Genomic DNA, 15,596 nt, shown 5'->3' on the forward strand with positions numbered 1-15,596 from the left:
ATTTTGGAAGAACTTATTCAATTAAGACAAGAGTTACATAAACATCCTGAAGTTTCGGGAAATGAATCTAAAACTGCTCAAAGAGTTTTAGATTTTCTAGCGAAATATAAACCCAATCAAGTGATTACAAATCTTGGTGGTGTAGGGATTTTGGCTATTTATAAAGGAAAAGAAGAAGGAAAATCAATACTATTTCGATGTGAATTAGACGCTTTACCTATTCAAGAAATTAATTCGTTTGATTATAAATCAATTTACGAAGTAGTTTCTCATAAATGTGGGCATGATGGTCATATGGCTATTCTGTGTGGAATGGCAAAAACATTGCATGAAAATCCTTTAGAAAAAGGAACCGTAATGCTTTTGTTTCAACCTGCAGAAGAAGACGGAAATGGTGCCAAAAGAGTTTTAAATGACTCTAATTTTGATGCTATAAAACCTGATTTTGCCTTTGCATTACACAATCTTCCCGGATTTAAAAAACATCAAATTGTAATTAAAGAAAATACGTTTACTTGTGCTGTCAACAGTATGATTATTCAATTAAACGGAAAAACTTCTCACGCAGGTGAACCTGAAAACGGAATCAATCCTTCATTGGCTATAGCCGAAATTATTCAGGTTTTTAACTCAAAAATCAATACTGACGTTTCTTCTAAAAAGTATTGTCTCATCACTCCTATTCACATCAATATGGGCGAAAAAGCTTATGGTGTTTCTGCTGGTTATGGTGAAGTTCATTTCACAGTTAGAAGCAATAGTAATGCTCAAATGAGAATTATAGAATTAAATTTAGAAGAAAATGTAACCAAAATTGCCACTAAATTTAATTTGAAAACAAAAATCGAATGGACAGAAAGTTTTCAAGCCAATGAAAATAATAGTGAAGCAGTAAATTTTATTAGAAAATCGGCTTCAAATCTTAATTTGGATATTCTAGAAAAAGAGCTTCCTTTTACTTTTGGTGAAGACTTTGGGTTATTTACTCAAAACTTTAAAGGAGCAATGTTGGGCTTAGGTTCAGGAGAAAACACACCAGCGTTACACAATCCTGATTATGATTTTCCTGACGAAATTATTGAAACAGGCATAAAACTATTCCATCAAATTACAAAAGAAATTTTAAATGCATAGAAATTCTATCATAGAAATAAATCAAAAAGCTTATCAAAATAATCTCGCATTTTTAAAAAAAATGTTGGGTAAAAAAGTAATTTTTTCTTCAGTCGTTAAAGGAAATGCTTATGGTCATGGCATCAAAGAATTTGTTACAATGGCTCATCAAAGCGGAGTCAATCATTTTTCAGTTTTTGATGTAGAAGAAGCTAAAATTGTTTTTAAAACTTTAGGAAACAAAGTAACCATTATGATTATGGGTTTCGTAGCCGATGACGATTTAAATTGGGTAATCGAAAATGAAATTCAATTTTTTGTTTTTGAACGTTATCGTTTGGCTTCAGCAACAAAAACAGCCAAAAAATTAAAAACAAAAGCCAAAATTCATATTGAAATTGAAACTGGAATGAACCGAACTGGTTTTTCTAAAAAAGAACTTTCAAGATTGGCAAAATATTTAATTAAAGAGGCAAAATATCTTGATTTTGTTGGAATTTGTACTCATTATGCTGGAGCTGAAAGTATTTCAAACTATTACAGAGTCGAAAGTCAGATCAAACGATTTAATGAAGCTATAGAAATTTTCAAATCACACGGAATTGAAGCTAAAATAAAACACACAGCTTGTTCAGCTGCTTCCATGATGTTTCCAGAAACGCAAATGGATTTAGTGAGAATTGGAATTTTACAATATGGTTTGTGGCCAAGTCCTGAAGTTTTGGTAACTTACCTTAATTCTAACAAGAAAAAAATTGATCCATTACAACGCGTAATTTCATGGAAAAGTGAAATTATGAATGTAAAACGAGTAAAATCAGGAGAATTTATTGGTTATGGAACCAGTTACATGGCCAAAGAAAATATGAAAATTGCAACTATTCCTTTAGGATATTCTCATGGATATAGTCGTTCTTTGAGCAATCAAGGTCGCGTTTTAATTGATGGAAAACGTTGTGGTGTAATTGGAACCATAAACATGAATATGTTATCTTTAGATGTTTCAGAAATCGAACATATTAAAAAAGGAGATGAAGTGGTTTTAATTGGAAATCAAGGTGATTTATCTATTTCCGTTTCTTCCTTTGGAGAGTTAAATAATTTATTGAATTATGAGTTTTTATCACGTATATCTAAATCTATTCCTAGAAAAATAATTGAATAATGGCATTTTTAAAATTATATAGACAAAAATTAAAAGAAAACTATACTTTTCTTGATACTCTTTTTAAAGAGAGACATATAGAATGGGGTGTTGTAACCAAATTACTTTGTGGAAATACTATTTATCTAAAAGAAGTAATTGATTTAGGTGTAATGGAAATGCACGATTCTCGAATTAGTAATTTGAAGAAAATCAAAAAACTAAAACCAGAGATTCAAACGGTTTACATAAAGCCACCTTCAAAACTGAATATTGCAAAAATCGTAAAATATGCTGATGTAAGTTTCAATACCGAAATTTACACCATCAAACTTTTATCTGAAGAAGCCAAACGTCAAAATAAAACCCATAAAATTATCATTATGATCGAAATGGGAGATTTGCGTGAAGGAGTTTTAGGAGAAGAATTAATGTCTTTTTACGAACAAATTTTTAGTCTTCCAAATATCGAAATTAGAGGAATTGGAACAAATTTAAACTGTTTAAGCGGTGTAATGCCAACACAAGATAAATTAATTCAATTGAGTTTATATAAACAACTTATTGAAGCTAAATTCAATGTAAAAATTCCTTGGGTTTCTGGTGGAACTTCGGTTGCAATTCCCTTGATGCTAAAGAATGCTCGACCAATGGCTGTTAATCATTTTCGAATTGGTGAAGCTTTATTTTTCGCAAAAGATTTGTTTACAGGAGAAACCATTGAAGGTATGCATAATGATGTATTTAAACTTTATGCTGAAATCATAGAAGTAACTGAAAAACCAAATAATCCGACAGGTGAATTAGGAGAAAATGTAGCGGGTCACACTTATGAAGTAGATGAAAATGCAGATTTAAGTCAAACTTCTTTAAGAGCTATTTTAGATATTGGATTATTGGATATGCAACCTCAATATTTAGCCCCAACAAATAAAGCCATCACAATTATTGATTCTAGTTCAGACATGACTGTAATTGATATTAGTAATTCTGAAAAGAAATATCAAGTGGGTGATTTAGTTTCGTTCGACCTTCAATATATGGGAGCTTTGTATCTATTAAATTCAGATTATATTGAAAAAAGAGTGGAATAAACAGTATAGTAAATTTTACTTTATGTAAATTTTATTTGTCTATATGTAAAATATACTTTACATTTGAAATGAATTTAAAATCATTTCTTATGAAAACACGTTTCCTTTTTCCGAACAGCTTTAAAACCTTAGGATGGGTTTTATTTGTACCGAGTTTATTACTGATAATCTCAAGTTCTATTTTTAATACTTCTCCAGATGATTTTTTAACGGTAGACGTTTTTGCAATTTATCAAGAATCTATTGGAGAAAAACCTGGTTTTTTTGATATAATTACCAACAGTATTTCAGATGAATTATTGACAATTGGAATGATTTTAGGTGGCATTTTTATTGGGTTTTCAAAACTTAAAGAAGAAGATGAAATGATATCAAAAATTAGATATGAAAGCTTAGTTTGGGCAACCTATTTTAATTATGCTTTAATATTATTTTTTACTTTATTTATATATGGTATGCCTTATTTAAATGTATTATTTTATAATATGTTCACCTTGTTGATATTCTTTATCATTAGATTTCACTACACGATTTACAAACTAAATAAAACCAATCAAGATGACTAATAATTTAAAAGTATTACGAGCCATCAAAAACATTTCGCAAGAAGAATTGGCCAAACAAATAGAAGTCAGCCGACAAACCATAAACGCTATGGAAAAAGGAAAGTATGTTCCTTCTACTCTATTAGCTTTAAAATTAGCAAGATATTTTGAAAAACCAGTGGAAGAAATATTTTCTTTAGAAGAAACAGATTAAAAAAAAATCCCAATCAAAACTAATGATTGGGATTTTTAGATTCTGAATTAAGTTCAGAATGACAATATAAAATTATTTCTTAAAAGCTACTAAACCTTCATTTAACCAAGCTTTATATTCTTCAACATCTGGTGTATAGCCAACTGGTTTTGTTAAATCTTTACCTTCATCATCTAAGATAATATAATAAGGTTGGGCGTTATTTTGGTATCTTGTAATTTGATAGTCACTCCATTTATTTCCTACAGTAACAATTTCTTTTCCTGTTTCAGGAGAAACGTATTGATCTGCTTTTGGTAATTCTGCTTTTGAATCAACATATAATGAAATCAATACAAATTCTTCTTTTAACATTGGTAAAATTTCTGGTGTAGACCAAACGAAGTCTTCCATTTTTCTACAGTTTACACAAGCATATCCTGTAAAGTCTAATAATATTGGTTTCCCAACTTCTTTCGCGTAAGCTAAACCTTGTTCGTAATCATGAAAAGCAACAATTCCGTGTGGTCCTTTGTGTGCGTGTTCTGGTAAAGCAGAAATTTCTCCAACATTTCCTTCAAACTTATAACCTACTCCATTTGGACTTTCACTATAAGTCATTGGTGGTGGAAATCCTGAAATTAATTTTAAAGGTGCTCCCCAAAGTCCAGGAATTAAGTATAAGGTAAACATAGAAACCAAAATTGCCATATATAATCTTCCCACAGATAAATGTGAAATTGGACTATCATGCGGTAACATTAATTTTCCGAATAAGTACATTGCCCAAGCTCCAAAAATTACAATCCAAATGATTAAGAATAACTCTCTTTCTAAATAATGTCCTTGAACTACTAAATCTGCATTTGATAAGAATTTGAACGCTAAAGCCAATTCTAAAAATCCTAAAGATACTTTTACTGTGTTCAACCAACCACCTGATTTTGGTAATGAATTCATCCAACCTGGGAACATTGCGAATAACATAAATGGTAACGCTAATGCTAATGAAAATCCAACCATACCTACAATTGGTGCTAATCCACCTTTTGAAGCTGCTTCTACTAATAATGTTCCAACAATTGGTCCAGTACATGAGAATGATACAATTGCTAAAGCTAAAGCCATGAATAATATTCCGACAAATCCACCTCTATCCGCTTGTTTGTCAACTTTATTTGCCCATGAATTTGGTAATACAATCTCAAATGCTCCTAAAAATGATGTTGCAAAAAACACTAATAATCCAAAGAAAATTACATTAAACCAAACGTTAGTTGATAAGGCATTTAAAGCATCTGCTCCAAAAATTCCTGTTACTAAAGTTCCTAATAAAACGTAGATTAAAATGATTGAAACACCATAAAGTATTGCATTTCGTTTTCCCTCAGCTTTAGTTTTACTTTGTTTTGTAAAGAAACTCACTGTCATTGGTATCATTGGAAATACACAAGGTGTTAACAATGCTGCAAAACCTCCAAGAAATGCTAAAAAGAAAATAGTCCATAAACCTTTTTTCTCTTCTATTGGTTCATTAGAAGTTGTTGTTTTATTTGTTTCAGTTGTTTCTTTTGTTTCTTTTGTTTCAGAAACGTTTGCAATAGTTACATCCGTTGAATCAATATCATTAGAAGCAACTTCTACTGGAACAACTTCTTCTATTGGTTCCTCTTTTACAACTTCTTCTACTTTTTCTACAACTTTAATTGCTGGTAATTTGAAAGTCAAGTTATCTTCTTCTTGAATACACTTTCCTTCAATACAAGATTGTCCTTCTAAAAGTACTTTAATCTCTTTTAGATTGGGATTGGTAACTTTTATTAATTGGGTGAATGTTGCTTTCTTAGAAAAATAATATTCGTCAACTTCAAAAATGTCATTGTATGTTTTTTTGTATTTTCCTTCCTTAGTTTTCCCAACTAATTTAAAGTCTTTACCACTTCCTTTAAAAGTAAAAACTAAAGGTTGTGCTCCTCCGTCTGGTGTGAATTGTGAATATAAATGCCAATCTGTATCGATGGCTGCTTCCATAACCAATTCAAATTCTGTGTCTGATTTTTGAACGACTTTTGATTTCCATTTAACTGGATCTAATATTTGTGAATTTCCTAAAAAGGAAACTAAAAGTACTAAACTTAAAAGAATTTTCTTCATTATTTTGTTTCTAGTTTTATTATGTTTTTTGTTTTGTTGTTTGCAATGAATCGTTCGTCTGCTCTGTGATTTATAATCCAAATTATCTCATCATTTGAACAAAGTAACCATTGATTTTGTTTGTCTATCAAAGAAAATTTTTCGTCTTTAAAATATTTACTGACTTTCTTTTTACCGTTCATTCCTGAAGGATAAAAAAAATCTCCTTCTTGCCATTTACGAATGACTAAAGGAAATGATATCTTTTCTTCGTCAACAAATATAGTTGTATTTGAAAGATTAGAAATGTCATCTACCTTACTTATTGCTAATTTTAAGGGTTTTTTAACTTCTAAGACCTCTTTTTCAATTTTATATATATTTTGATTATCATTCTGATTTTTCTCAGAAACAATCAAATAATCTCTATCTTTTAATAAGAAATAATGTTCTGAAAAAACTTGTTTTCCTGATTGAGCATCAACTAAATCATAAATATCTTCCCAAGCTGAAAATCCTAAAGGTTTCAACCATTGAAAAAGATAAGCTTCATAATTTTCTAGTTGTTTTAATTCTGAAATATTGATTTTCTTTTGATGTTCTTCTTCCTGAACCACTTTTCTGTAAACAATTCGAGAAGCATCATCAACTAAAGACTGACTTTGTTTTAAATTATCCAAAGTATTTTGAAACGAATTCATAAAACTTGGATTCAATTCTTTCAAAATTGGAACTACATCATGTCGTAATTTATTTCGCAAATATTTATTGGAAGCATTACTCGAGTCTTCTCTCCATTTTATGTTGTTCTCTTTAGCAAAAGTTTCAATCTGTTCTCTTGAAAATTTTAATAAAGGACGAATTGTTTTTTCATTTTTTACTGGAATTCCGGTTAAACCTTCTAAACCAGTTCCACGAGTTAGATTGATTAAAAACGTTTCAATTTCGTCATCCAAATGATGAGCCGTTAAAACATAATCTAATTTTTTATCGGTTAAAAGTTCAGAAAACCAATCATAACGTAATTTTCGAGCCGCTAATTGAATGGAAAGTTTATAATCAGAAGCAAATCCATTAGTATCAAATTTCTGAATATAATACGGAATTTTTAATGCTTCACAAGTTGATTTTACAAATTCTTCATCAGCATCACTTTCTACATCACGTAAACTAAAGTTGCAATGAGCAACCGTAATATCAAATTTTAATTCATGAAATAAATGCAATAAAACCATACTGTCAATTCCACCACTTATGGCTAAAAGAAGTTTTTTTTCTTTTATAAAAGTGAATTGTTTTTGTAGTTGGTCTTGAAATTGATTTTGCATGCTCAAAAATAAGTATTATTTGTTTAACAAAACCTCAAACATGGCTTTTGCTTTTAATAAGCATTCTTCATATTCTTTCTCAGGAATTGATTGTGAAGTTATTGCGCTTCCGACAGAAAACGATAAATATTGATTGGATGAATTGTATAAAATACTTCGAATTACAACGTTAAAATCGAAATCTCCGTTTGGAGTAAAATATCCTACTGCTCCACTATACAAACCTCTTTTGGTTTCTTCTAGTTCTTCAATGATTTTCATGGCTGAAATTTTTGGAGCACCAGTCATGCTTCCCATAGGAAAAGTAGATTTTATAATTTGGATGGGTGAAGTTGTGTTTTCTACATTTGAAACTACTGTAGAAATCATTTGATGAACTTGCTTAAATGTGTAAACTTGACATAATTCTTCTACTTGAACACTTCCTTTTGTAGCTGTGTGCGATAAATCATTTCTAACTAAATCGACAATCATTATGTTTTCTGAACGTTCTTTAGCATCTTTAGATAAGTTAACTTTAAGTTCTTCATCTAATTCCATATCAAAACTTCGCTTAGCAGTTCCTTTTATAGGCTGCGAAATAATTTTAGCATCTACCTTTTTCAAATAACGTTCTGGTGAAGCTGATATCAAAAAATTATCTTTATTCTTAAAATAAACAGCAAAAGGTGGTTCTGAAATTTCGTTCAAATCATTATAAACTTGTAATGGATTAATTTGAACATCTTTTGCAAAAAATTCCATGCAAAAGTTTGCTTCATAAATATCACCACGATGAATATAATCTAACATTTTAGAAACCTTTTCAATATATCTTTCTTTGGAAACTCGTTGATTTATTTTAGGTGATTGGTGATTGGTAATTGGTGATTGGTGATTTAAAATTTCATCAAAATCAACCTCAACCTCATCATCACACATATTTAGATATTGAATTTCCAATTGATTTCCTTTTAGAAAAAATAATTTCTTAGGTTGAAAAAAATATAAATCAGGAAATTGTAATCCATCAAAATTTTTAGACTTTAAATCCTCAATATCATTTTTTAAATCATAAGACATATAACCAAATAACCAATCTTTCATTCGGGACTGATATTCATATAAATCCTCAAAAGCATTTGTATAGTCCGTTTTTATAGCCATGAAAGCATCAACAGCTAAAACTAAATCATAACTTGAATATTTTGAATCTTTATTATATGAAACGTTTGAATCTAACAAAACAACTTCTCTAAACTGCTGTGACCAATCTAAGATTTGTTTTTTGAATTCTATTGGATTTTGAATGGGCTTTATTATAGAAGTTCTCAATGCTTTTTATTTGAATTTCAAAAATACAATAAAAATAGTTTTAGATAAAAACAACATCGATAAAACTTGGCATGATTTTTAGTTTACTTTCTAAAACATAAACCTCTGAAATTCATTTCTATTGATAATAAAACTACTTATTCCTTAAAAAAATTAAATAATTATCAATAAACCTTTAAAAGATGAATTTATGAACAAAAGAGTAAACGTTGTATTAGCATTACTAGTAATTGGTTTTGCTATTTCTTGTAAACAATCACAAGAGAGAACTGAAGAATCCTCAATTGAATCAAACTATGATGCTGTAGAAAAAAATGAAGCAGTCTCTTCATCAGCAGCAAAAGTTGACCCAAAAAGTAATCGGAAATTTGTAAGAACTGCTGACATTAAATTTAAAGTCAAAAATGTGGCAAAATCCACGAATCAAATTGAAGATGCAACCGTTAAATTTGGAGGATTTGTGACTTACACTAACTTGCAAAGTACTATTTTAGAGGAAGACAAAACTAAAATGAGTCAAGATAGTACTTTGGTTTCTACAAAATATCAAGTTGAAAATGATATTACCATTCGAGTTCCAAATACGCAATTAGACACTGTAATTAAAACTATTGCTAAGCAAATTCATTTCTTAAATTATAGAGTTATTAAAGCTGATGATGTTACTTTACAAATGTTATCTAATAAAATGGCTCAAAATAGAAGTACGTCTTCTGAAGATAGATTAGCAAAAGCTATTGATACTAAAGGGAAAAAGTTGAATCAAATTGTTGGAGCAGAAGATACTTTAGATGATAAAAAAGAACAAAATGACACTAATAAATTACAAAATTTATCATTAGAAGATCAAGTGAATTTTAGCACTTTGACGCTTCAAATTTATCAAGATGAAACTATAACACAAGAAATGATTGCTAATGAAAAAAGCCTGAATTCATACAGACCAAATATTGGATTACAAATTTGGGAAAGTTTAAAAAGTGGTTGGTTTATTCTTGAAAATATTTTGGCTTTTCTTGTTTCACTTTGGCCTTTCATTTTAATTGGCTTTTTAGGATTCTTTGGTTATAAAAAGTTTCTAAAAAAATAATCCTTTCAAAATTTTGTTAATAAGCCACTGGTTATCAGTGATTTTTTAATTATAATAAATCTTATATTTGAAGATTAACCCATAAAATTAACACATTATGAAAATTGCAATTTTGATTGTTCGAATTCTTTTAGGTGCATTAATGGTCTTTGCATCAATAGCATATTTCTTTGACTTAGTGGAAGCTGAAGCTCCAACTGGTGACATGGCAACTTTGATGACTGGAATTATGGCCTCAAAATACATGATGCCTTTGGTAAAATCTGTAGAATTAATTGCAGGTTTAAGTTTATTAAGTGGAAAATTTATGAAAGTAACTTTATTAGCTTTATTACCAATTACAATAAACATATTCTTGATTCATACTGTAACTCAAGTTTCTGATTTTCCAATTGCTATATTTGTTTTAGGAGCAAATTTATTTTTGATTTATGCTCATTGGGATTCTTATAAAAATTTGTTTAAAGCATAAAAATCAACCTTTTTAAACAACAAAAGTCCCGTTTTCACGGGACTTTCTATATTGCAGGAAATTTCTATATTTTTTTAAACCAATTAAATAAATACTATGAAAACTGCAATAATTTATATTATATAGCACAATAATTGTACCAATTAATTTAAGTTAATCTAGGCTAACGTAAAAGTTAATTATTTATTGCAATTTAAACGTGTAAGGCTCTATTATCTGTTGCAGCTAATGCAGCTTCTTTAATAGCCTCTGCAAACGTTGGATGTGCGTGACTCATACGAGAAATATCTTCTGCACTTGCTCTGAATTCCATAGCAACAACTGCTTCTGCGATTAAATCTGCACAACGAGCACCAATCATGTGAACTCCTAAAACTTCATCTGTTTTTTCATCAGCTAAGATTTTTACAAATCCATCTAAATCACCACCAGCTCTTGCTCTACCTAAAGCTTTGAAAGGAAAGCTTCCAGATTTATAAGCAACACCTTCTTCTTTTAATTGCTCTTCTGTTTTTCCAACAGCAGCAACTTCTGGCCAAGTATAAACTACACCTGGAATTAAGTTATAATCTATGTGTGGTTTTTGTCCAGCTAAGATTTCAGCAACCATTGCTCCTTCTTCTTCAGCTTTGTGTGCTAACATTGCTCCGCGAACCACATCACCAATAGCATAAATATTAGAAACATTTGTTTGTAAATGATCGTTTACGTCAACCATTCCTCTATCTGTAAGTTTAACTCCTGCTTTATCCGCATTTAATCCAGCAGTGTAAGGTTTTCTTCCTACAGAAACTAAAGCGTAATCTCCTTCTAAAGTAATTACTTCTCCTTTTTTGTTTTCTGCTTTTATAATAACTTCATTTCCTTTTCTATCAACAGCTTGTACTTTATGTGAAACATAGAACTTCATTCCTTGTTTCTTAAGTACTTTTGTTAATTCTTTAGATAACGAACTATCCATTCCTGGAATAATTCTGTCCATATATTCTACTACAGAAACTTGTGCACCTAAACGTAAATAAACTTGTCCTAATTCAATTCCGATAACTCCACCACCAATAATTACTAAATGTTTAGGAACTTCTGGTAATTTTAAAGCTTCGGTTGAAGTGATTATTCTTTCTTTATCCAAAGTGATAAAAGGTAAGTTTGAAGGTTTTGAACCTGTTGCAATTATGATATTTTTTCCTTCTATAGTTTTAGATGAACCATCATTTTTGGTCACTTTAACGTGAGTTGCATCTTCGAAAGAACCTAATCCTTCAAAAACGGTAATCTTGTTTTTATCCATTAAGAACTTAACACCACCAGAAGTTTGATCTACAACCGCTTGTTTTCTATCAACCATCTTTTGAAGATTCACTTTTACTTCACCCGAAACTTCAATTCCGTGATCTGCAAAATGTTTCATTTCATCATAATGATGTGAAGAAGCTAACATCGCTTTTGAAGGAATACATCCCACATTTAAACATGTTCCACCTAAAGTTGAATATTTTTCAATGATTGCGGTTTTTAATCCTAATTGTGCACAACGAATTGCTGAAACATATCCACCAGGACCAGAACCTATTATTACTACATCAAACTGACTCATATTTGTATTTTTTGTGTGTTATTTTATTTTGTTATGCAAAATTAAGATTTTTGTAGGTAATATTATAAATTTTATAAAATAATTATAGTTTAAATATTTATACATTAAAAACCGTAGTATTCTTAACTTCACCAATCATAAAAACACTATGTGTGCTTCCAATGTGTTGAAGTGTTGTCAACTTCGTCAACATAAACTCCCTATAAGCATCCATATCTTTTACATATATTTTAATGATGTAATCATAATCACCACTTACGTGATAACATTCTAAAACTTCTTCTAATTTAACAATTTCCTTCTCAAAAGTAGTTACACTATCGACATTATGTTGCACTAATTTAATGTTACAAACAACCATAAAACCTTTATCGATTTTCTTTTTATCAAGTAAGGCTACATACTTAGAAATTACTCCTTCACGTTCTAATTTTTTAATTCTTTCATAAACAGCAGTTACTGAAAGATTCAGGTTTAAAGATAATTCTTTTGTTGTTTTTTTAGCATCTAATTGTAGATAACCTACTAGTTTTTTGTCTATTACATCCATAATCATTAGTTTTAAGTTTCAAAATTACTAAAAAAACATATATTTACAACCAAACATAGATTTTTTTTCTATAATTAAGTAAAATAATAGATAAATAAACTAATATTTTAAACATGTCTTGAAAAAACAAAAAAAAATAGTGAATTTTGACATAATAAATAAACAATTAACTACTAATTAAAAAAAATATAATGAGCAATTTCAATCCAGCTGACAACATTCAAGATTTACAATATTTTGGAGAATTTGGTGGTGTAAACCCATCTATTTCTGATTCTTCTACTTATACATTCCTTTCTGCAAAAACTATGTTTGATACCTTTGAAGGTAATGCTGAAGGATGTTATTTATATTCTCGTCATTCATCTCCAAGTAATTTATATCTTGATAGAGCTCTAGCAGCTATGGAAGGAACAGAAACAGCAAATGTAGCAGCCTCTGGAATGGGAGCAATCACTCCTACTCTACTACAATTATGTGGAAATGGTGATCATATTGTTTCTAGTCGCACAATTTATGGTGGAACTTATGCTTTTCTAAAGAATTTTGCTCCAAGAATGGGTGTAAAAACTTCATTTGTTGACATTACTAAATTAGATATAGTTGAAGCGGCTATAACTCCAAATACTAAAGTTTTATATTGTGAAACAGTTAGTAATCCTCTTTTAGAAGTTGCTAACATAGCTGAATTATCTAAAATTGCAAAAAAACACAACTTAACTTTAGTGGTTGACAATACATTTTCCCCTTTATCAGTTTCACCAATTAAATTAGGAGCAGATATTGTTATTCATTCCCTTACAAAATACATTAACGGAAGTAGCGACACTGTTGGTGGTGTAGTTTGTGCTTCACAAGAATTCATTAATCAATTGAAAGATGTAAATTCAGGTGCTAGTATGCTTTTAGGACCAACTATGGATAGTATGCGTTCTGCAAGTGTGATGAAAAACTTAAGAACTTTACATTTAAGAATTAAACAACACAGTTTAAACGCAGCTTATTTAGCTGAAAAATTTGAAAAAGACGGAATCAAAACGGTTTATCCAGGATTAAAATCTCATCCAAGTCATGAAGTTTATAAAAACATGATTAACCCAGAATATGGTTTTGGAGGAATGATGACTATTGATGTTGGAAGTTTAGATAAAGCTAATGCCTTAATGGAATTAATGCAAGAGAAAAACTTAGGTTATTTAGCAGTAAGTTTAGGGTTTTACAAAACATTATTCAGTGCTCCTGGCTCATCTACTTCTTCAGAAATTCCAGTAGAAGAGCAAGCAGAAATGGGGTTAACAGATGGTTTAATTCGTTTTTCAATTGGATTAGATAACAACATTGAAAGAACTTACGAAATGATGAAAGCTTGCATGAAAGAATTAAATATTTTATAATAAAATAACTCAATTAATAAAGTCCGTTTAAGAAATTCTTAAGCGGATTTTTTTTTATATATTGCGTCTTCAAAAAACAATTCATGGATACACATATTAATAGGAATAAGGAACTAAGTATTTGGGAAGCTTTAATTCCTGTGATAGCTTTAGTAGCAATGTTGGGCTATAATGTTTACATTTTTGGCGATGATGCCTTAAGTGGAAGTAATCAATTTATTTTATTAGTGGGTGCTGCTGTTGCTGCAATTGTTGGTTTTTTCAACAAAGTATCCTTTCAAAAAATGATGGATGAAGTTGCCGAAAACATAAAATCTACAGCGGGTGCAATTCTAATCCTTTTAATGGTTGGTTCTTTAGCAGGAACTTGGTTAGTGAGTGGAATAATTCCATCTATGATTTATTATGGGTTACAAGTTTTAAGTCCAGGAATATTTTTGCCTGCGACATTAATAATATGTTCTGTAATCTCAATTGCTACTGGAAGTTCATGGACAACATCAGCAACTGTTGGTATTGCGTTAATTGGAATTGGTGGAACATTAGGTTTCCCGTTAGGAATGGTTGCCGGTGCTGTAATTTCTGGAGCTTATTTTGGTGACAAACTTTCTCCAATGTCAGATACTACAAATCTTGCACCTGCAATGGCTGGAACAGATTTATTTACACATATTAAATACATGTCTTTAACAACTGTACCAACGTATTGTGTTACTTTTATCATATTTATTATACTGGGTTTAACAGTAGAAACTACTGGCGTCGCTGATTCATCTGCTTTATTAGCCGATATCCAAAAAGCATTTCATATTACACCTTGGCTATTTTTAGTTCCGATTGTTGTAATTGGATTAATTGTTAAAAAAACAGAACCCTTAATTGCTTTATTTATTGGGACATTATTAGCTGCTGTTTTTGCTTTAATTTTTCAACCTGAAATTGTTTTAATGCTTTCCGGTGAAAAAACTTTGAATTTTGCAAATGCTTACAAAGGAATTTTAAATGCTATAACGGTTGAATCTGTTATTCCAACAGATAATGAAAATTTAGCTGATTTATTCAAATCTGGTGGAATGCAAAAAATGTTAGGCACAATTTGGTTAATTCTTTGTGCAATGGTATTTGGAGGAATTATGGATGCAATTGGAGCTTTGGCAAGAATTAGTCAAACCTTATTAAGTATGGCAAAATCTACATTTGGTTTATTTGCTTCAACTGTTGGTAGTTGTTTAGCTCTAAACATAACAGCATCTGACCAATATTTAGCTATTGTTGTTCCTGGAAAAATGTTCAAAAAAGCTTATCATGATAAAGGTTTAGCCCCTGAAAATCTAAGTCGAACTTTAGAAGATTCTGGAACAGTTACTTCTGTATTAATTCCCTGGAATACTTGTGGTGCTTATCAATCTGGAACATTAGGTGTAGATACTTTTGATTATTTACCTTATGCATTCTTTAACATACTAAGTCCATTTATGACTTTAATTTTTGCAGCTTTCAATATAAAAATAAGACAATTGACTACAGCTATCAAAGAGTAGTCTATTCATAACAAAAATCTATTTTAAAATAAAAAATAACCATTACTAATCTTTAGTAGTGGTTTTTTTATTTTGTAATTTTATAAGA

Annotated in this window: 14 protein-coding genes; 9 read left to right on the forward strand and 5 right to left on the reverse strand. The window is 29.9% G+C overall.

The window, feature by feature from the left end; translation table 11 throughout:
• Nucleotides 1-3: 3 nt before the first annotated feature.
• The 5 genes from AAC008_RS01870 to AAC008_RS01890 all read left to right on the forward strand — a co-directional run bounded on the left by AAC008_RS01870 (nt 4) and on the right by AAC008_RS01890 (nt 4,110).
• On the forward strand, nt 4-1,134 hold the full coding sequence (locus AAC008_RS01870; protein ID WP_339887071.1) for an amidohydrolase: 1,131 nt from the start codon (nt 4-6) through the stop codon (nt 1,132-1,134).
• Nucleotides 1,127-2,278 (forward strand): alanine racemase, encoded by a 1,152-nt coding sequence (gene alr, locus AAC008_RS01875; RefSeq protein ID WP_339887072.1) that lies wholly within the window; start codon nt 1,127-1,129, stop codon nt 2,276-2,278. The genes AAC008_RS01870 and alr overlap by 8 nt, the downstream gene beginning before the upstream one ends.
• On the forward strand, nt 2,278-3,351 hold the full coding sequence (locus AAC008_RS01880; RefSeq protein ID WP_339887074.1) for an alanine/ornithine racemase family PLP-dependent enzyme: 1,074 nt from the start codon (nt 2,278-2,280) through the stop codon (nt 3,349-3,351). Before alr ends, AAC008_RS01880 begins: the two co-directional genes overlap by 1 nt.
• Nucleotides 3,352-3,440: 89 nt before the next feature.
• Nucleotides 3,441-3,917 carry a hypothetical protein gene (locus tag AAC008_RS01885; RefSeq protein ID WP_339887075.1) on the forward strand — a complete coding sequence of 159 codons (477 nt, stop codon included), beginning with the start codon at nt 3,441-3,443 and terminating at the stop codon, nt 3,915-3,917.
• On the forward strand, nt 3,910-4,110 hold the full coding sequence (locus AAC008_RS01890) for a helix-turn-helix transcriptional regulator (protein WP_264558599.1): 201 nt from the start codon (nt 3,910-3,912) through the stop codon (nt 4,108-4,110). The genes AAC008_RS01885 and AAC008_RS01890 overlap by 8 nt, the downstream gene beginning before the upstream one ends.
• Before the next feature lie 72 nt (nt 4,111-4,182).
• Here the strand turns inward: AAC008_RS01890 and AAC008_RS01895 are convergent, their stop codons facing one another.
• The 3 genes from AAC008_RS01895 to AAC008_RS01905 are packed head-to-tail and all read right to left on the reverse strand — an operon-like array spanning nt 4,183 to nt 8,864.
• The gene (locus AAC008_RS01895; RefSeq protein WP_339887076.1) at nt 4,183-6,243 is read right to left on the reverse strand and encodes a cytochrome c biogenesis protein CcdA; all 2,061 of its coding nucleotides are present in this window, start codon (nt 6,241-6,243) and stop codon (nt 4,183-4,185) included.
• Nucleotides 6,243-7,550 carry a tRNA lysidine(34) synthetase TilS gene (gene tilS / locus AAC008_RS01900; RefSeq protein ID WP_339887077.1) on the reverse strand — a complete coding sequence of 436 codons (1,308 nt, stop codon included), beginning with the start codon at nt 7,548-7,550 and terminating at the stop codon, nt 6,243-6,245. The genes AAC008_RS01895 and tilS overlap by 1 nt, the downstream gene beginning before the upstream one ends.
• Before the next feature lie 15 nt (nt 7,551-7,565).
• Nucleotides 7,566-8,864, reverse strand: a complete 1,299-nt coding sequence (locus AAC008_RS01905; RefSeq protein WP_339887078.1) for an anthranilate synthase component I family protein — start codon at nt 8,862-8,864, stop codon at nt 7,566-7,568.
• 190 nt (nt 8,865-9,054) lie between these two features.
• Here AAC008_RS01905 and AAC008_RS01910 point away from each other — a divergent pair, with 190 nt between their 5' ends.
• Together AAC008_RS01910 and AAC008_RS01915 are read left to right on the forward strand one after the other, a co-directional pair.
• A complete protein-coding gene (locus AAC008_RS01910; protein ID WP_339887079.1) occupies nt 9,055-9,954 on the forward strand; it encodes a DUF4349 domain-containing protein in 900 nt (299 codons plus the stop codon).
• A 97-nt stretch (nt 9,955-10,051) separates the two neighbouring features.
• Nucleotides 10,052-10,426 (forward strand): DoxX family membrane protein, encoded by a 375-nt coding sequence (locus AAC008_RS01915; protein WP_339887080.1) that lies wholly within the window; start codon nt 10,052-10,054, stop codon nt 10,424-10,426.
• Nucleotides 10,427-10,619: 193 nt separating this feature from the next.
• Here the strand turns inward: AAC008_RS01915 and lpdA are convergent, their stop codons facing one another.
• Both lpdA and AAC008_RS01925 read right to left on the reverse strand, forming a co-directional pair.
• Nucleotides 10,620-12,023, reverse strand: a complete 1,404-nt coding sequence (gene lpdA, locus AAC008_RS01920; protein ID WP_339887082.1) for a dihydrolipoyl dehydrogenase — start codon at nt 12,021-12,023, stop codon at nt 10,620-10,622.
• 97 nt (nt 12,024-12,120) lie between these two features.
• Nucleotides 12,121-12,579 (reverse strand): Lrp/AsnC family transcriptional regulator, encoded by a 459-nt coding sequence (locus AAC008_RS01925; protein ID WP_339887083.1) that lies wholly within the window; start codon nt 12,577-12,579, stop codon nt 12,121-12,123.
• A 185-nt stretch (nt 12,580-12,764) separates the two neighbouring features.
• Between AAC008_RS01925 and AAC008_RS01930 the strand changes: the two genes are divergently transcribed.
• Nucleotides 12,765-13,967, forward strand: a complete 1,203-nt coding sequence (locus tag AAC008_RS01930) for an aminotransferase class I/II-fold pyridoxal phosphate-dependent enzyme (protein ID WP_339887084.1) — start codon at nt 12,765-12,767, stop codon at nt 13,965-13,967.
• An 83-nt stretch (nt 13,968-14,050) separates the two neighbouring features.
• Nucleotides 14,051-15,508: a Na+/H+ antiporter NhaC gene (gene nhaC, locus AAC008_RS01935; protein ID WP_339887085.1), complete on the forward strand. Its 1,458-nt coding sequence runs from the start codon at nt 14,051-14,053 to the stop codon at nt 15,506-15,508.
• The last annotated feature ends 88 nt before the right edge of the window (nt 15,509-15,596 follow it).

The organism is uncultured Flavobacterium sp. (assembly GCF_963975515.1).
In the GTDB taxonomy this organism is placed as follows: Bacteria; Bacteroidota; Bacteroidia; order Flavobacteriales; family Flavobacteriaceae; genus Flavobacterium.